Source organism: Halovivax limisalsi, from assembly GCF_023093535.1.
GTDB classification, from domain to species: domain Archaea; phylum Halobacteriota; class Halobacteria; order Halobacteriales; family Natrialbaceae; genus Halovivax; species Halovivax limisalsi.
In genome coordinates this window covers 696,493-713,472 of record NZ_CP095757.1, presented here as the reverse complement: position 1 = coordinate 713,472, position 16,980 = coordinate 696,493, and the positions used below count along the sequence as shown (strand labels likewise).

The following is a 16,980-nucleotide window of genomic DNA, read 5'->3' as shown; positions in this document are numbered from 1 at the left end:
CATGCTCGTACAGTTCGTTCCGACCGAGGAGAGCCGTCAGTCGACCCGTCGAATCGCGAGTGCGAGGCCTGCGAGCGCGCCGACGAGGAGCGCTTCGAGTCCGAAGCCGGGGACCGGATCGTCGTCGGAGCCGCCGTTCGCCCCGTCGTCCGCCGCGGGATCGGTCGGGTCGATCGTCTCGCTCCCGGAGGACTCGTTGTCTCCGTCGTCGGTACCGTCGGTGGATTCGCCCGTGTCGCCATCGCTGCCAGCACCCGTCCCGCCGTCGCCGGATCCGTCGTCAGCGTCGTCCGACGTCCCGGAATCGCCGTCGCCGGATCCGTCACCGCCGTCGTCAGTTCCGTCGCCGTCGTCCTCGTCGGGTGGGTCGTCGCCACCGTCATCCGGCGGGTCGTCACCGCCGGCGTCGTTCGTGACCGTCACCGTCCGATCACCCGTCGCGCCCAGCACTTCGGGTTCGCCCATCACCGTCCCGCTCCCGAGCGCCGCGGCGTAGATCTCGTACTCGCCGGGTTCGAGACCCTCGATCGTCGCCTCGTACGCCTCACCGTCGACCGGCTCCGCGTCGACGCGGCGCGTGGTGTCGCCGTTCCAGACGGCGACTTCGACGCCGCCCGCCGGGTCCCCAGACGAGGCGGTCGGGGTCGCGTCGACGCTCACAGTCAGGGGCGTGCCGGCCTCGACGGACGTCGGCGCGGAGAGCGACACGTCGTATCCCTCGACGACGAGGGGCTGGACGTCCCGAAAGTCGTTGTCGGCCTGGAGCGTGAGCGCGTAGGTCCCGGGGGCGACGCCCTCGGTCGTGACCGAGACCGTCCCGGAGCCAGTTCCGAGGGTCGGGTCCACGACGACCTGTTCGTCGTCGTTGTAGAGATCCACGGCGTACGACGTGTCGTCCGGCACCGTAACGTCGACCGTTACGGACGAGTCCGGGGCCGCGGTGGCGATGGACGTAATCGTGTACGTGTTTCCGTGAATGCTCACCGTTTGTTCGGGGGTGTCGATCGACTGGGAGGCCGTGAGGTCGTACGCCGGGGCTGCGCTCGCGGCGAGCGTGACCGCGCCGACACAACCGATCAAGAGAAGGGCGAGAAGGGCGTGTTTCGGGGACATGGTGAGGGGCAACGCGCAATCAGGGTTGCTACCGGCCATTGACTGCGGAGGCGACCGTAATTCTTTCGATCCGACCGGTCGGCCAGCCGATCGATCGCTCGCCCGCTAGCGAGATTACGTTCCTACACGTCGAATTTATTACGTTGCCAGCACCGGATTACGCCGGCAACCTTCGACCGCCACGATCCGACGAGAGTGCCGACGCGCCGAACCGCATGATCGCCCGCCACAGGCCCCATACAGACGGTTCCGTCCACCGGTCGGATTTCGAACTTATTTCATGGCACAAAATATCAGTAACTGCTGAAATACATAATGGGAAACCTATAACTCCAGTGACTCGGATTGTAGTTCTATGCAGCGTATACCGGCAGTGATACTCGTCGTTGTCATGTTGGCCATCGCCCCCGTGGCCGGCGCGGCAGCGAGCGCAGGAGCATCGACGACAGCGGCGTCGTCCCCATATCAATCAGCTGATGTAACCGAAAGTAGCGCGGTGACGTCCTACCAGGTGAGTGAGAACCTCTCGGTCTGGGACCGGACTCCGCTCTCGCTACGCGCTGATACGACCGCGGCCGACTGGACGACCAACAATCCATACGTCCGACTCAAGCACTGGGACGGGACAGAAATCGGTCCGATTTACGAAGAGACGGGAATCTATCCGACTGGGGCGTCGGTAACGGTGACGCTGGGCGAGTCGGGTAACGCCCCCCTCGATAATCTGAAGGGCGAAACCGCGACCGTCGTCGTCGGCAAGTTCGACCCGAGCGGCGAGGGGACCGATACCGGCCTCCCCACCACGTTCGACGACATGCTGACGCTGCTCCAGGCGAACGACCTCGACGACCTCAACGAGAACGCGACGTTCGCCCAGCAGGCCAACCTGGAAATCAACAGTGACACCGAACAGATTACGGTCGATACATCTGCCCACGACGCGTTCGGCGACGGCTCCGGCCAGTACGTCGTGATGGTCGCGACCAACGATAGCACCGACGGCGACGGTCTCGCGGTCAACGAGACGTCCAACGACCTCTACGTCGACGGTAACGCGACCCTCGTCGGGGTTGAGGGACTCTTCGTCCAGGACGGGAGTTCCAACGGCGCCGCGAGCGACGCCGAGCCCGGCGACACGGTTACGATCGACACCGATGCGACCGTCGGTGGCACGAACAACGTCAACCACGCGGTCGCGCTCTACCACGAATCGACGTTCACGAGCAGTGAGCTCACCATCAACATGACGGAGGAGCCCGACGGCTCGGCCGACCAAGACCTCGTGCAAATCGAGTCGAGTCTCACCTCCCTCAACGGTGAGGTGAACCTCACCGACGTCCTCGGCGGCGAGGTTACGTTCGGCGAGACACCCGAGGGCGAGGTGCTCGACGGCTCGGCTGCGGTGAAGACCGACGCGGATCCCGACGCGAATATCGACGTGCAGACCTACGACAACTGGACCGAAGGCGACTATCGGTGGGTCCACGTCGCCGTCACCGGTGACGGGCAAGATATCGCGACCAGCAGCGGAACCATCGAGATCGCGCCAGACGACGGCGGCTACATCCCGCCACCGCCGCCGGACGAGCCGGACCCGGAACCGTCGTTCGAGATCTCGAAGACCGGCGTCTCCGCGACGGAGATCGAACAGGGCGAGACGGTCGAACTGACCGCGAAGGTCACTAACGTCGGCGACGGCGAGGGGACGGCGTCGCTGACCTTCAAACGCGACGGCGCGGTCGTCGGTTCGGAGTCCGTCACCCTCGAGCCCGGCGCGTCCGACTCCGTCACGGTCGCCGACGCGCCGCGGGCCGGCACGCACAACTACACGGTCAACGGCGTCGACATCGCCACGGTGACCGTCACCCCGCCGCCGGAGCCGCCCGAACCGGCCGAATTCTCCACCGGAAACGGCCAGGTGACTGAGACGACGGTCGCGCCCGGCGACTCGGTCGGAATCAGCGCGACGATCGTCAACGAAGGCGGTCAGGCCGGCACGCACACGGCCGAGCTCCTGATCGACGGCGAGGTCGTCGACACCCGGTCGATCACCCTCGACGCCGGCGAACAGGGCGACGTCACCTTCACCCACACCTTCGAGGAGACGGGCGAGTACGAGGTCGCCATCGACGACGACGTCATCGGCACCGTCACCGTCGAAGAGGGCGCCGGCGACGGCGACGACGACGGCATCCCCGGCTTCGGACCGGTCGCGGCGCTGCTCGCGATCGCGTCGGCCCTGCTGGTCGCCCGCCGCGCGAACTGAGCCGGAGCGGCCGGCATCGACTCCGGAGAACCGCCGCGCGGTCGAGCGCGGGCGGCGACGATCGGCACCCGGCGGCTCGAGGCCGCGTCGACCCCCATTTTCGGACGCGGGCCGCCGGATGGCCAAACATTCATGCGGTCGGATCGCCGACCATCAGTAACTGACCGTCGAGGCGACGGTCGCGTCTCGATGTCCGAATCCGATGACAGAGCTCACGACCCAGGCGACGCCGGCGGACGAGTCGACCGGTGAGACGCTCGTCCGCGCGTCCGACGTCCGCAAGGCCTACCGACGGGCCGGTCCCGGTCGGTTCGCCCGGCTGCGGTGGTGGGCCGACCCGCCCGAGCGGCCGACCGTCACCGCCGTCGACGACGTCTCAGTCTCGATCGAGCGGGGCGAACTGGTCGCCATCGCGGGCCCGAGCGGGAGCGGGAAGTCGACGCTCCTGTCGATCCTCGCCGGCCTCGAACGGGCCGACGAGGGCCGCGTCGTCGCCGCCGGAACCGACCTCGGCGCCTGCACGCCGGCCGAATTGACTCGCCACCGCCTGCGACACGTCGGGTTCGTCTTCCAGGATTTCCGCCTCTTCGAGTCCTTTAGCGCCCGGACGAACGTGGCGTTGCCGCTCGTCGAACTCGGCGTCGCCCGGTCGAAGCGACGCGAGCGCGCCGAGGCGCTACTGGGCTCGGTCGGGCTGGGCGACCGGCTGGATCACCGCCCCGGACAGTTGAGCGGCGGCGAACGCCAGCGCGTCGCCATCGCCCGCGCGCTGGTGACGGACCCGGACCTGCTCATCGCAGACGAACCCACGGGCGAGCTCGACGCCGAAACCGGCCGGGGCGTGCTCTCGATTCTCCGGGCGCACGCGGACGACCGCGCCGTCGTCCTCGCGACGCACGACGAATCGATCCTCCGATCGGTCGACCGGGTGATCCGCCTGCGGGACGGCGCCCGCGTCGATCGCGCCACCGCGAACGTCCCATGAGCGCGGACGAGCCGGGGCGGACGAGCGACGATTGTGCCCCGCCGTCGGTCGACCCGGAACGGACCGATACCGTTCGGACGTGGCTCCGGCGACGGATCGGATGGCTGGGCCTGGCCGTCCGTCGAACCTGGACCCGCTTGCGTCGAACCGCACCGCGACGGAGCCTGGCCGCCGTCGGCGGCGTCGCCATCGCGGTGGCGCTCTTGCTCGTCGTCTCCGGGCTCTCGCTGGGACTCGTCGCGCCGGCGACCGGCCTCGGCGCCCAGGAGTACTGGGTGAGCCCCGCCGATTCGTCCGGTTCGCCGCTCGTGGCGACCGGCGGCCCGTCGTTCGGGTCGGTCGAGGAGGGCGCCGAGCGAATGCGCGCGATCGACGGCGTCGAAGGCGTGAGTCCCGTCCGGACGGATGTCGTCCGGACCGACGACAGCACCTTCGTGCTGGCGGTGGGCGTCGATCCGAGCGCCGGCGTCGACCTCTACGGGATCGACCCGTCGGCGCTCCGGACTCAGGAGGGCGCCATACTGAGCGACGGGGCCGCGGCCGAGCTCTCGGTCGGGCGCGGCGAGTCGATCGCGATCGGCGGGACGAGCTATCCGGTCGTCGACGTGGGGGAAGCCGACGGCCTCGCCAGCGCGACGCCGCTGGTCGTCTTCGACCTCTCGACGGCCCAGTCCCTCGCCGGCGCGCCCGGCGAGGCGGATCGGTTCGTCGTCCGCGGCGACGGCGTCGATCCCGCGGCCCTCGAGTCGGTCTATCCCTCGAGCGAGGCCCGGTCGAGCGACGAGCTCGCGATGAGTCGCCTCGGCGACGCGGACTTGCCGCTGGCGTTGAGCCTGGCCGCCCTCGTCGTCTCGGTCCTCGTCGGCACGCTCTTCGTGGCCGTCACCACCGCGATGGACGTCCTCTCGGAGCGACGGGCCGTCGAGACGCTGCGCGCGATCGGCGTTCCGCGTCGGCGCCAGCGCGGGCTGTTCGCCGTCCAAGCGTTCGTCCTCGCGACGCTGGGCGGGGTCGCGGGCACGGCGCTCGGGATCGCCAGCATTCGCGGGGGTAACGCGCTCGCCCGGGAGCTGACGGGACTGGACGGACCGCTCTCCTTTCACCCGCTCTTGCTGGTCTACGGCCCGCTCGTCGCGTGGGTGATCGCCGGCTGTTCGCTCCCGAGCGTCGCGATCGCGATCAGACAGGTCGACGCGGACGGTGATCGCGGTGGCTGACGATCGACCGGGCGAGGACCGGGACGCGTCCGGCGGCGACGCGGCCGGCCCGTTCGCGGGGGACGGAGCGGGCGCAAGCGAGCGTGACGGAACCGGTGCCGGCGACGCGGGTTCGCCGACCGGCGCGCCGACGGCGCGCGGCCGGCTCCGCGGGTTCCCGACGCGCGCGCGAGCGATCGTCGGGCTTGCCTGGCGCGACCTCGCGTTCGCCCGCGGGCGTACGCTGCTGGCCGTCGCGGGCGTCGCGCTGGCGGTCCTGACGCTGCTCCTGCTCGCCGGCACGAGCGCCGGCGTCCTCGAGACGGGGACCCAGCAGTTCGACCGGGCCGACCGCGACCTCTGGGTGACGGGCGAGTCGATCGGCCTGACGACCGCCGGTGGCGGCGGGTTCGAGGCGACCATCCACGACGCCCACGAAATTTCGGCCGAGATGGAATCGCGACCGGAAGTCTCGACCGCCGCGCCCATGGCGTTCCAGACCCTCTACGTCGGGACGGATCCCGAAAACCTGGAGACCGTCGTCGCGACGGGCGTCCCCGGCGGCGGCAGCGCGGTGAGCATTCGGGAGGGATCGGGCTTCACCGGGTCCGACACCCACTACGCGGACGGGACGTACGACGGGCCCCTCACGAAGGAGGTATTGATCGACGAGCGGATCGCAGAGCGGTTCGACGTCGCCGTCGGCGACGAACTCCACCTCGGCGGTTCGATCACCCGTGCCCGGGAGACGCGCTACGAGGTCGTCGGCGTCTCGAACACGTTCAGTTCGTTCCTCGGCACGCCTACGGTGACGATCCGGACCAGCGAGCTACAGACCCTCTCGGGCACGGCCGGGACCGACGCCGCGACCATGATCGCGATCACCGTCGCGGACGGCGCGGACGTCGAGGCCGTCCACGACGAGCTCCAGGCGGCGTACCCCGAGTACGCCGTCCGGACGAACGAGGAGCAACTCGAGGCCGTCGTCGGCCAGCAGACCGCCGTCTTCGTCGGCGCGGGCCTGCTCGGCGCCGTCGCCGTCCTCACCGGGGCCGCGCTGACGGCCACGCTCCTGGCGCTGCACGTCTACCAGCGCCGCGAGACGTTTCGCACCCTCCGCGCCGTCGGCGTCGGCGGCCGCTCCGTCGCGTCGCTCGTCTTCGTCCAGGGGGCGCTCGTCGGCCTCGGCGGCTGGCTCGTCGCCATCGCCGCCGCCGACCCCGCGGCCGACGCGCTCAACCGCCTGGTCGCCCGCGTCGTCGGGTTCGACGGGCTGGTCGCCGTTCCAGACGCGGCACTCCCCTTGTCGGCCGTCGTCGCCATCGGTCTCGGCACCGTCGCGGGCGTGATCGCCGTCTGGCGCCTGCCCGCCCCCGCGTCGACGACGCGCGGGCACTGATCCGCCGCCGGCGTATCGGCCGATCGCCCTCAGAATCCGTACCGGTCGTCGAGCAGGACGAGTTCGGTGCGGTCGTCGACGCGCTCGTACTCGATGCTGACCAGTTTCCCGACCACGCTGCCCTGGCCGTAGACGTCCGCCGCGCGGGCATCCTCCAGCGGGAGCGCGTACTCGCGGATGCGATCGACCGCGGCCGCCCAGCTCGGTTCGATCTTGTTCGTGCTGCCGACGAGCACCAGATTCTTCGCGCCGAACGGCCACGCCCCCACGCCGTTACCGAGCGCGTTCGCGCCGAGTAACTCGCCCGTCGCCGCGATCGCGTTGACGCTGTCGAAGAAGACGTCCGCCGTCACCGCTTCACGGCGCACCTCGGCCCGTTCGGCCTCGTCGTCGATCTCGGCGAGTCGATTGCCGACGTACTCGAAATCCTCGGCCGCTTCGAGGTCGTCGGTAAAGCCCAGCTCCTCGAGCGTCGTCGAGTGGCCGTCGTTGACCGTCGCCCCATCGGGAATCCGCTCGCGGAGGAGCTCGCGGGCCTCGTCGGGATCGTCGACGACTGACACCGCGACGTTTCGCTCCTCGATGCGATCGACGACCGCCCGGACCGTCTCGTCGTCCGGCACCTGGTCGAACGCCGACGCTTCCTCGTCGAGTCCGGCCGCGAGATCACCCTTCGTGTAGTACTCGTCCGACATACAGCCCCGTCACCACACGGCCGATAAAGCGGACTGCCTACCACTGCCGGTCTCGCCAGCGAGCGGTCACCCCCGGCTACCCCGACCGTCGCCAGCCGCCGAACCCGATCGAGACGGCGTAGACGGCGATCGCGGCGACGACGATCGAACCGCCCGTCGCGAGACCGTAGGCGTAGGAGAGGGAGACGCCGCCGACGGCCGCACCCACGCCGACGAGGACGGCGAGCAGGAGCGACTCCCCGAAGCTCCGGGCGAGCGGGTTCGCCGCGGCGACGGGGATAACGAGCATCGCGGCGACCAGGATGACGCCCATGATCTGCATCGCCCCGACCACGACGATCGCGGTGAGGACGACCACGAGACGTTCGTACAGGCGAACGTCGAGTCGTGCGGCCCGCGCGGCCCGCGGGTCGAACGTGACGTAGACGAGCGGGCGGTACGCCAGCGCGACCAGAACCGCGACCGCGACGGTCATCGCGACGAGGACGCCGACGTGATCTCGCGAAACGGTCGCCAGAGTGCCGAAGAGGTAGGCGTCGATGCCCACGGCGATCCCGCCGTCGGTGGCGCTGATCAGGATGCTGCCGACGGCGAACCCGCCCGTCAACACGATCGCGAGCGAGGTATCGCTGTACTCGCCGGCGCGGTCGACGAGCACTTCGACGAGCAGCGCCGCGACGACCGCCACGGCGAGTGCAGTCAGCATCGGCGGGAGCGATATCGAGAGGACGGACTCGACGAACAGCCCGACGGCGACGCCGGCGAACGCCGTGTGCGCGAGCGTGTCGCCGATCATCGCCATCTCGCGGTGGACCAGGAACGTGCCGACGAGCGGGCCGACGATCCCGATGCAGACCGCCGCCAGGTACGCGCGCTGCATGAACGGATAGCCGAGCATCTCCACGCCCAGCAGCTCGCTCAGGCCCTCCATTCCAGCCCCGTAGACGTCGCTGAGTAACCACTCGAACCAGCCGCGAATGAAACCAGGGTGGATGTGGCGAAGTGATCCGGCGAACGACCCCAGGAGCGTATTCGCGGACATAGTCAATGGTCGTGGTGCAGGACGCGGTGGTCGGTTCCGTACGCGCGTTCGATGGCGTCCGATTCGGCGAACTCCTCGGGATCGCCGTGAAAGTGCAGTTGGCGATCGAGACAGGCGACCGCCGTCGCGTACGAGGTGACGACGCCCACGTCGTGTTCGACGAGGACGACCGTCAGTCCCGACGCGTGAAGCTCGCCGAGGAGATCGTAGAAGGACGATCTGGACGACGCGTCGACACCAACCGTCGGTTCGTCGAGGACGAGCAGGTCGGCGTCGGCCGCGAGCGCCCTGGCGACGAAGACGCGCTGGCGCTGACCGCCGGACAGTCGTCCGACGCGACGCGATTCGATCGCCCCGATATCGACGGCGGCCAGCGCCTCGTCGATCGCGCGACGATCGTCATCGTCGAATCGCCCGACCGGCCGGCGCGGGTACCGGCCCATCGCGACGACCTCGCGGACCGTAATCGGCATCCCGTCCGACGAGTGCGCGACGTCCTGCGGGACGTACCCGATTCGCTCGCCCGCCTCGAAGGCGTGGGCCGGATCGCCGAACAGCGTGACGCACCCCGAATCCGGCCGGCGAAGACCGAGCAACAGGTCGAGCAACGTGCTCTTTCCGCTCCCGTTCGGCCCGACCACCCCGAGGAACGCGCCCGGTTCGATCTCGAGCGAGATCGACTCGAGGACCGGCCGATCACCGTACCCGAACGAGACGTCCTCGAACCGGACGATCGGCTCGGGTCCGGCCTCGGCCGTCCCGGCGTCGCTCGGCGCGCTCATGCGTCGAGGGCCGTCTCGAGCGTCTCGAGATTGACACGGTCCATGATCTCGACGTATCCCCATCCGTCGTCGGCCCACGCCTCCGTCTGTCCCGGGATCGGCGTCAACGGAAGCACCTCAATCGCGTCTGTCTCCTCGACGATCTGGGTAGCCGCGCGCTGTGATTCGAGTGGATCGGCACAGACGTAGCGCAGGTCGTGCTCGTCGACGATCTTGCGGGCCCGCTCGACGTCCCTCGGCGTCGGCCGTGCGTCGGGCGAAAGTCCGGTCAGCGTTCGCACCTCGAAACCGTACCGCCGGGCCAGGTGGCCGAAGGCGTCGTGGCCCGCGACCAGCACGACGTCGTTCGACGCGTCCGAGACGACCGACTCGAACGCGCGATCGAGTTCGTCGAGGCGAGATCCATACGACGCCGCGGTCTCCGCGTACGTCGCCTCGTTCGCCTCGTCGACCGCGACGAACCCCCGCCGAATCGTTTCGACGGCCTGCTTCGCCTGCAGCGGATCGAGCCAGAAGTGCGGGTCCGTCCGGCCACCGTGGTCGTGATCGTGGTCTCCGTCGTCTTCCTCGTGGGCGCCGTCGCCATCGTGTCCGTCGTGGTCGTGGCTTCCGTCGCCGTCCTCGTGGCCCGCCTCCCGGTCGACGGGTTCGACGCCCGCGCCGGCGGGGACGATATCGACGTCGGCGTCGTCGGCGCGCAGACTGGCCACGAGGGCGTCCGCCCACGGCTGGAACCCATCCATGCCGTAGATGAAGAGGTCCGAGTCGAGCACCTCCGCCTGAATGCGCGGCCCGGGTTCCCACCCGTGGCCGTGCTGGCCGACCGGCACCAGCGTCGATGCGGTCGAGACGTCGCCAGCGACTTCGCTCGCGAAATCACCGAAGACGAAGAACGACGCTCGCGCCGTCGACCGCCCGTCGTCGGAATCGTCACTCGTGGCGGCGTCGAGACAACCCGATACCGCCCCCAGGGTCGCGCCGAGAGCACCCGCCGTGAATCGACGTCGTGTGATTCGAGGCATGGTTAACAATAATTTCTCCCATATTAATAAGAGCTGTTAAAGGGATCGACAGATATGTTAATTAGGGGCGGTTGCCGAACGAGTCGACCGGCGCACGAACATCGACCGGTTTCGCATGTGGATACGAACCGAATCTGTCCCCGCGGGTCGCAAACAGAACAGTCGAACCGGAGGGCAGTCCACTCACGACGGCACCGCTCGATTCCGACATCGAATCGATGCCGGCAACCGATCACTCCAGTTCGGCGAACGGCCCGACGTCGTCGACGGGGAGGAGCGAATAGTCGGTGGTCAGCGTCTCGTCCGTGGCCCGAATCTCGCCGACGACCGTCGAGATGTCGTCCAGCGATCCCTCGAGAACGAACAGTTCCACGCAGAGGTGATCGCCCACGTGACTGTGGAAACTCGAGGTCACGACCTCCTCGTGCTCGTGCCGCAGGTGGATCATCGCCTCTTCGACGCTCGGCGAATCGTACTCGAAGACGACCGTTACGACGGCCATCAACGGCCGACCGTCGAGACGATCGTCCTGGAACTCGCCGAGGAGCGACCGACTGGCCTCCCGGAGCACCTCGCTCCGGCCGGTGTACCCGTGCTCGTCGGCGAACTGGTCGATTCGCTCCAGTAACGCTTCCGGCATCGAGACGCTGACGACGCTCATAGTGTCCCTGAACGGCCCAAAATTGGTAAACATTCGTATCCGGTCGGCGCCGTCGATTCGGCCGTCGTTTTATAGAAATCGAACGAGTACCTGTACCGGTGATGTGACGTGGTATCGTTCCTGATATTGTACGGAACCGGCGAGGGACAGACCGAAAACGTAGCCACCCGCATCGGCGATGCCCTGGCGGCACGCGGCCACGAGGCCACCGTCGAGAACGCGGCCGAAATCACGCCGGATCTCGCCCTCGAGGACTTCGAGGCCGTCCTCGTCGGGGCGTCGGTGCACGCCGGCACTCACCAGCGGGCGGTCACCGAGTTCGTCCGCGCGCACGCGGACGCCCTGAATTCGATACCGACCGCGTTCTTTCAGGTCTCGTTGTCCTCGGCGACCGAGGAGGGCCAGCCACAGGCAGCATCGTACGTCGAGGCATTCGTCGACGAGACCGAGTGGCACCCGGATCGAATCGGCCTCTTCGGCGGCGCGTTGCGCTACTCGAAGTACGGCTTCCTCAAACGGTTGGTGATGAAACAGATCGTCAAGCGGTCGATGCCCGACGCGGATACCACCAGGGACGCGGAGTTCACCGACTGGGACGAGGTCGACGCGTTCGCCGCCGACGTCGCCGCGTTCGTCGAGGGGCGGCTCGGTATTGCCCCGCCGACTGGCGACGAAAATGATGGGACCGAAGGCTGACAAACGGGCCCAGCGCGCTCGGATACCACGACGGTTATTGCAACCGGGTGAGGAGAGAGCCACCATGGCCGACGCGCCCGTCTCCGTCCCGCGCCCGTACATCCTCGCGACCGTCGCCATCCTCGTGTTGACGGTCATCGCCACAACCGTCGGGCTGTTCGTCCCGGACTTCTACCGCGACGCGCCGGTGTTGCTCCCGCAGGTCTACGGCCAGGATTTGCTGACGCTCGTCGTCGCGGTTCCCGCCCTGGCGCTCTCGCTATTTTTCGCCGTTCGCGGATCGGTTCGAGGGTACATCGTCTGGCTCGGCGTGATGGGGTACCTGCTGTACACCTACGCCTCGTACGCGTTCACGACCGCGTTCAACGAACTGTACCTGGTGTACACGACGCTGCTCTGGCTGACGCTGTTTTCCTTCGTCGGCGGAGTGGCGCGGCTCGATGCCACCGCGTTGAAGCGATCGATCGGCGCGAAATCGGTCCGTCCGTACATCGGGTTCCACTTGCTGTTGAGCCTCCTGATAGCCTTCCTGTGGCTCTCTGAGATCCTGCCGGCCACTATTTCCGGGACGACGCCGCCGAGTATTGCAGACGCCGAGCTCCCGACCTCCGTCATCTATTCGCTCGATCTCGGCATCATCGTCCCCGCGTTCGTCCTCACCGCGTACTGGCTCTGGAATCGCCACCCCTGGGGGTACGTGTTCACCACCATCCTGCTCGTGAAGATCGCCACGCTCGGCGGCGCCGTGCTCGCGATGGCGGCGTTCATGATTCGTGACGGAGCGAGCGTTCCGCTGGCCCAAATTGTAATCTTCGGAGCGTTGACTCTGATCAGCGTGTTCCTGATGGTTCGGTTCCTTCGTTCTATCACGCCAAGACCGGAACGTGTCGTAACGGGCTCAGCTGGGAACGACGCGTAAGGTCGTCGATTCGAAAGCGTCGGCTTCCAATTGGCTTCGTTCGGCGAGGGACGTTTCACCCTGGCGCGTCAAGACGATCGTATGCAAACGGTCACCGTATCCAGGGAGATCGCCGCCCCCGTGGATGCCGTCCGCGACGCGATGGACGACCTCGAAGCGTTCACGCGCGCGGCCGGTTTCGACGAAGTCGAGGTGTCGGGCCGGACGATCCACGTCGCCAACCGAGTCGGAATCGCGCATATCGAACTCGAACTCGCCGTCGTCGACGACGCCGACGCGACACTGCGGATCGACCAGCGAGACGGGATCTTCGAGGAGATGCAGACGACGTACGACGTCCAATCGATGCCCGACGGGACCGACGTGACCGCCACGACGGAGTTCGCACTCGACGTGGCGATCGTCGGCGCCGTTCTCGACGCGACGGTGATCAAACGGCAGCGCCGACGGGAACTGACCGCCCAGCTCGAGTATCTCGAATCGACGGCCGGCGATCAATCATCGACCGCGTGAGCAGCGATGCAAGAATTCAACGGCCAAATCGCCCGTGATTGGCCGCGAGCCGGATTTGAACCGGACCGAGACGTCTGGCTCGCTCCGCTCGCCAGCTGCGACTCGTAGGCTTCAAATCCGTTGTTTGATCGCCTCGCTCACGAGTTGTTCGCGCCAGCAAGCCACGGGCCGGATTTGAACCGGAGCCAGACGGTCGCTCACTTCGTTCGCGCTGCGACTGGCAGGGTTCAAATCGCAGCCGTTCGGCTCTTCGACCTCGCGATGCTCGGTCAGAAGAGCCAAGGGCCGGATTTGAACCGGCGGGGGTTCCGCTCTGCAGGCGGATGCGTTGGGCCGAACTCTGCCACCTTGGCGCAGATGTCACTACCAACCCGATTCGTTTAAGCGTAGCGGATGGACCGCGATCGGCCACTCCGCTATAAATACAAAAAGCCCACACAGCGAGAGCTGTGTGGGCTTGAAATGAATGGAGGCGGCGAATCGGAGTTTCCAGAGGGTCTCCCACTCCAGTACTGGCCGATACGCAGGTGGGCTTAACTTCCGTGTTCGGAATGGGTACGGGTGTTGCCCCACCGCTGTGGCCGCCTTAATGCCGACTCGTGGAATCGAACCACGACGAACGCCAGTGTCGGTGGTGACTGTGTCATACGTGTAGTCCAGTTAACGCCTGGACCCGTTCCGGGTCCATACGATCCATGCGAATATGAATGGTGGCTCGACCTGTTAGTGCTCGCGGGCTCAACACCTCGTTGCCTCGGTGCGTACACCCCGAGTCTATCGAACTCGTCTTCTACGAGTGGTCTCGGCGGTTCCTCTTTTTCAGGTGGGTTTCGAGCTTAGATGCGTTCAGCTCTTACCCCGTGGTGCGTGGCTGCCCGGCACGTGCTCTCTCGAACAACCGGTACACCAGTGGCACCCATTCGTAGTTCCTCTCGTACTATACGAACGTTCCCGTCAGGAACCATAACACCCCCAATAGATAGCAACCGACCTGTCTCACGACGGTCTAAACCCAGCTCACGACCTCCTTTAATAGGCGAACAACCTCACCCTTGCCCGCTTCTGCACGGGCAGGATGGAGGGAACCGACATCGAGGTAGCAAGCCACTCGGTCGATATGTGCTCTTGCGAGTGACGACTCTGTTATCCCTAAGGTAGCTTTTTTGTCAGCAATTGCCCGCATCAAGCAGGCTAATTGGTTCGCTAGACCACGCTTTCGCGTCAGCGTCCGTCGTTGTGCCGGACACTGTCAGGCTTCCGTATGCTCTTGCGCTCTTCCTCGGGTCTCCGACCCGAGTGAGGAAACCTTGGGGCGCGCCCGATATCTTTTCAGGCGCGTACCGCCCCAGTCAAACTGCCCGGCTACCGGTGTCCTCCTCCCGGAGTGAGAGTCGCAGTCACCATCGGGTAGTATTTCAATGATGTCTCGGCGACGTGCTGGCGCACGCACCTGTGTAACGACTCCTACCTATGCTGCACAATGGCGACCACGTCTCAGCGACAGCCTGCAGTAAAGCTCTATAGGGTCTTCGCTTCCCCTTGGGGGTCTCCAGACTCCGCACTGGAACGTACAGTTCACCGGGCCCAACGTTGGGACAGTGGCGCTCTCGTTGATCCATTCATGCAAGCCGCTACTGAAGCGGCAAGGTACTACGCTACCTTAAGAGGGTCATAGTTACCCCCGCCGTTAACAGGTCCTTCGTCCCCTTGTACGGGGTGTTCAGATACCTGCACTGGGCAGGATTCAGTGACCGTACGAGTCCTTGCGGATTTGCGGTCACCTATGTTGTTACTAGACAGTCGGAGCGCCCGAGTCACTGCGACCTGCCCCTTTGCGGGGCAGGCATCCCTTATTCCGAAGGTACGGGACTAACTTGCCGAATTCCCTAACGTCGGTTGATCCCGACAGGCCTTGGCTTTCGCTGCCACGAGTACCTGTGTCGGATCTCGGTACGGACAGTGTGCTCGTCTTTTCACGGGCTCTCGGTTGACCCAACTTTCGCTATCCTGCCGTTCGTTCGCTTCGTGCCATTACGGCTTCCACGAACTTTGACAGTTCGACCGGGCGAAGGCCCGGCTTGGGCGACCCAAAAGCGTCGACTTTCAATGCACACTGGCACAGGAATATTAACCTGTTTCCCTTTTGACTCACTCGAGTTGCGGTGAGACTTAGGACCGGCTAACCCTCAGCTGATAAGCATTGCTGAGGAACCCTTACTCGTTCGGCCGTCGGGGTTCTCACCCGACTAACGCTGCTACTATGACCAGGATTTTCGTTACCGCACGGTCCACACGAGATCTCTCCCGTGCTTCCACCCGAACGGAATGCCAACCTACTGGATCGCGATGTAAATCGCGCCGCCAGGTCTCGGTGGTGGACTTGAGCCCCGATCATTTTCGGCGCCGCAAACCTCGGCCGGTAAGCTGTTACGCTTTTCTTAGAGGGTAGCTGCTTCTAAGCTCACCTCCCGGCTGTCTAGGGCTTGCGACCACCTTCGATCGCACTTAGTCCACACTTGGGGACCTTAACCCAGCTCTGGGTTGTCTCCCTCACGGTACACAGGCTTACCCCGCATACCGGACTCCCTGCGTCGACGGCGTTCGTAGGTTCGGAGTTGGACAGGGTGGCGCACTCCTCTCGGAGTGCGGTCACCCAATCCGTAGCTCTACCCCACAAACTACCTCGGCAGAGGTCATGCTTCGACATGTTTCGGTTGGAACCAGCTGTTTCCGGACTCGATGGGCCTTTCACCCCTAGACACGGGTCACGCGAGGGTGTTGTAGGACACCAACGCTAGCAGGCCTCCACGTACCTTTCGGTACGCTTCACCTTGCCCACGCCTAGATCGTCCGGTTTCGGGTCGTGCCCGTTTGACTCCCCGCGCTTGAACACGGTGGTCCTGGTGCAAAGCACTGCGACCATATCGGTTTCCCTACGCCTTCCCCGATGACCGGGTTAGACTCGTCAAACAGGCACACTCCCTGGTTCGTTTTTCAAAACGTACGACGGAACATCGGCTTCCGACCGGTCTTACTACAGGTTCGCACCTGATTCATTCTCGGTCGGACCTTTCATGCCCCGTCGCTCTATCGCCAACTGATTTCACGCCCTATTGCACCTCCCTTCTTGGGGTGCTTTTCAGCGTTCGCTCACGCTACTTGTTCGCTATCGGTCTCGAGGAGTGTTTAGTCTTCGCGGTCGATGCCCGCGATATTCACGAGGGATATCCAACCCCCGATACTCTGGAGCTGACGCACAACGTACTAACCTGCGATACGGGGCTGTCACCCTGTCTCGCACTCCGTTCCAGGAGATTTCTCGCAGATTTTCCGATGATGAGAGTCAGTCCGAACACCACATTGCCCGAAGGCTTCGGTTTGGACTGTGTCGGTTTCACTCGCCGTTACTCACGACATCGCGATTTGCTTTCTATTCCTGTCGATACTAAGATGTTTCAATTCTCGACGTTCCCCATTGCGCGAAGCAATTGCGGTGGGGATTCCCATTCGGAGATCCCAAGTTCTTCCCCTCCGTGCGGGTCCCTTGGGCTTATCGCAGCTTGGCACGTCCGTCATCGGCTCTCGAGCCGAGCGATCCACCAGCTGGCACAGTAGCCACGTTCGTCGGATCGTAGTGACCCGGGAACGGGTCCAGTGGACGCCTGGACTACACGTACACACAGTCTCATCT

The 16,980-nt window shown here is 65.8% G+C and carries 13 protein-coding genes, 1 tRNA gene and 2 rRNA genes; 7 read left to right on the top strand and 9 right to left on the bottom strand.

The features are described from left to right. Nucleotides 1-36 precede the first annotated feature (36 nt). The gene (locus tag MXA07_RS03105; protein WP_247730589.1) at nucleotides 37-1,113 is read right to left on the bottom strand and encodes a hypothetical protein; all 1,077 of its coding nucleotides are present in this window, start codon (nucleotides 1,111-1,113) and stop codon (nucleotides 37-39) included. Nucleotides 1,114-1,609: 496 nt separating this feature from the next. On the opposite strand from MXA07_RS03105, the gene MXA07_RS03100 reads away from it, so the two are divergent. The 4 genes from MXA07_RS03100 (at nucleotide 1,610) to MXA07_RS03085 (ending at nucleotide 6,959) form a co-directional block, all read left to right on the top strand. Next, nucleotides 1,610-3,379 carry a CARDB domain-containing protein gene (locus MXA07_RS03100; protein WP_247730588.1) on the top strand — a complete coding sequence of 590 codons (1,770 nt, stop codon included), beginning with the start codon at nucleotides 1,610-1,612 and terminating at the stop codon, nucleotides 3,377-3,379. A 202-nt stretch (nucleotides 3,380-3,581) separates the two neighbouring features. Beyond that, nucleotides 3,582-4,364 (top strand): ABC transporter ATP-binding protein, encoded by a 783-nt coding sequence (locus MXA07_RS03095; protein WP_247730587.1) that lies wholly within the window; start codon nucleotides 3,582-3,584, stop codon nucleotides 4,362-4,364. After that, nucleotides 4,361-5,581 carry an ABC transporter permease gene (locus MXA07_RS03090; protein ID WP_247730586.1) on the top strand — a complete coding sequence of 407 codons (1,221 nt, stop codon included), beginning with the start codon at nucleotides 4,361-4,363 and terminating at the stop codon, nucleotides 5,579-5,581. The genes MXA07_RS03095 and MXA07_RS03090 overlap by 4 nt, the downstream gene beginning before the upstream one ends. Further along, nucleotides 5,574-6,959 (top strand): ABC transporter permease, encoded by a 1,386-nt coding sequence (locus MXA07_RS03085; protein WP_247730585.1) that lies wholly within the window; start codon nucleotides 5,574-5,576, stop codon nucleotides 6,957-6,959. The genes MXA07_RS03090 and MXA07_RS03085 overlap by 8 nt, the downstream gene beginning before the upstream one ends. 29 nt (nucleotides 6,960-6,988) lie before the next feature. Here the strand turns inward: MXA07_RS03085 and MXA07_RS03080 are convergent, their stop codons facing one another. The 5 genes from MXA07_RS03080 to MXA07_RS03060 form a co-directional block, all read right to left on the bottom strand. Continuing rightward, nucleotides 6,989-7,654: an LUD domain-containing protein gene (locus MXA07_RS03080; protein ID WP_247730584.1), complete on the bottom strand. Its 666-nt coding sequence runs from the start codon at nucleotides 7,652-7,654 to the stop codon at nucleotides 6,989-6,991. 76 nt (nucleotides 7,655-7,730) lie between these two features. After that, entirely contained in the window at nucleotides 7,731-8,585 is an 855-nt protein-coding gene (locus MXA07_RS03075; RefSeq protein ID WP_425492211.1) for a metal ABC transporter permease, read from the bottom strand. A gap of 113 nt (nucleotides 8,586-8,698) precedes the next feature. Continuing rightward, nucleotides 8,699-9,478 (bottom strand): metal ABC transporter ATP-binding protein, encoded by a 780-nt coding sequence (locus MXA07_RS03070; RefSeq protein ID WP_247730582.1) that lies wholly within the window; start codon nucleotides 9,476-9,478, stop codon nucleotides 8,699-8,701. Next, a complete protein-coding gene (locus MXA07_RS03065) occupies nucleotides 9,475-10,500 on the bottom strand; it encodes a metal ABC transporter substrate-binding protein (protein ID WP_247730581.1) in 1,026 nt (341 codons plus the stop codon). The genes MXA07_RS03070 and MXA07_RS03065 overlap by 4 nt, the downstream gene beginning before the upstream one ends. Nucleotides 10,501-10,732: 232 nt before the next feature. After that, a complete protein-coding gene (locus tag MXA07_RS03060) occupies nucleotides 10,733-11,161 on the bottom strand; it encodes a CopG family ribbon-helix-helix protein (protein WP_247730580.1) in 429 nt (142 codons plus the stop codon). A 108-nt stretch (nucleotides 11,162-11,269) separates the two neighbouring features. Between MXA07_RS03060 and MXA07_RS03055 the strand changes: the two genes are divergently transcribed. From MXA07_RS03055 to MXA07_RS03045, 3 genes are all read left to right on the top strand, one after another. Further along, nucleotides 11,270-11,857, top strand: a complete 588-nt coding sequence (locus MXA07_RS03055) for a flavodoxin domain-containing protein (protein WP_247730579.1) — start codon at nucleotides 11,270-11,272, stop codon at nucleotides 11,855-11,857. 64 nt (nucleotides 11,858-11,921) lie between these two features. Beyond that, nucleotides 11,922-12,776 carry a hypothetical protein gene (locus MXA07_RS03050; protein ID WP_247730578.1) on the top strand — a complete coding sequence of 285 codons (855 nt, stop codon included), beginning with the start codon at nucleotides 11,922-11,924 and terminating at the stop codon, nucleotides 12,774-12,776. 81 nt (nucleotides 12,777-12,857) lie between these two features. Then, nucleotides 12,858-13,289 carry an SRPBCC family protein gene (locus tag MXA07_RS03045; protein WP_247730577.1) on the top strand — a complete coding sequence of 144 codons (432 nt, stop codon included), beginning with the start codon at nucleotides 12,858-12,860 and terminating at the stop codon, nucleotides 13,287-13,289. 276 nt (nucleotides 13,290-13,565) lie between these two features. Here MXA07_RS03045 and MXA07_RS03040 read toward each other — a convergent pair. From MXA07_RS03040 to MXA07_RS03030, 3 genes are all read right to left on the bottom strand, one after another. Next, nucleotides 13,566-13,642: transfer RNA gene (locus MXA07_RS03040), tRNA-Cys, on the bottom strand. Nucleotides 13,643-13,756: 114 nt separating this feature from the next. After that, nucleotides 13,757-13,878 (bottom strand): 5S ribosomal RNA (rrf, locus tag MXA07_RS03035). A gap of 116 nt (nucleotides 13,879-13,994) precedes the next feature. Beyond that, nucleotides 13,995-16,913, bottom strand: a 23S ribosomal RNA gene (locus MXA07_RS03030). Nucleotides 16,914-16,980: the final 67 nt, after the last annotated feature.

Bases quoted from the DNA above. Each gene is read 5' to 3' on its own strand.
- MXA07_RS03105 (WP_247730589.1), bottom strand. From the start codon at position 1,113: ATGTCCCCGAAACACGCCCTTCTCGCCCTTCTCTTGATCGGTTGTGTC.
- MXA07_RS03095 (WP_247730587.1), top strand. From the start codon at position 3,582: ATGACAGAGCTCACGACCCAGGCGACGCCGGCGGACGAGTCGACCGGT.
- MXA07_RS03090 (WP_247730586.1), top strand. From the start codon at position 4,361: ATGAGCGCGGACGAGCCGGGGCGGACGAGCGACGATTGTGCCCCGCCG.
- MXA07_RS03080 (WP_247730584.1), bottom strand. From the start codon at position 7,654: ATGTCGGACGAGTACTACACGAAGGGTGATCTCGCGGCCGGACTCGAC.
- MXA07_RS03075 (WP_425492211.1), bottom strand. From the start codon at position 8,585: ATGGAGGGCCTGAGCGAGCTGCTGGGCGTGGAGATGCTCGGCTATCCG.
- MXA07_RS03070 (WP_247730582.1), bottom strand. From the start codon at position 9,478: ATGAGCGCGCCGAGCGACGCCGGGACGGCCGAGGCCGGACCCGAGCCG.
- MXA07_RS03065 (WP_247730581.1), bottom strand. From the start codon at position 10,500: ATGCCTCGAATCACACGACGTCGATTCACGGCGGGTGCTCTCGGCGCG.
- MXA07_RS03060 (WP_247730580.1), bottom strand. From the start codon at position 11,161: ATGAGCGTCGTCAGCGTCTCGATGCCGGAAGCGTTACTGGAGCGAATC.
- MXA07_RS03050 (WP_247730578.1), top strand. From the start codon at position 11,922: ATGGCCGACGCGCCCGTCTCCGTCCCGCGCCCGTACATCCTCGCGACC.
- MXA07_RS03045 (WP_247730577.1), top strand. From the start codon at position 12,858: ATGCAAACGGTCACCGTATCCAGGGAGATCGCCGCCCCCGTGGATGCC.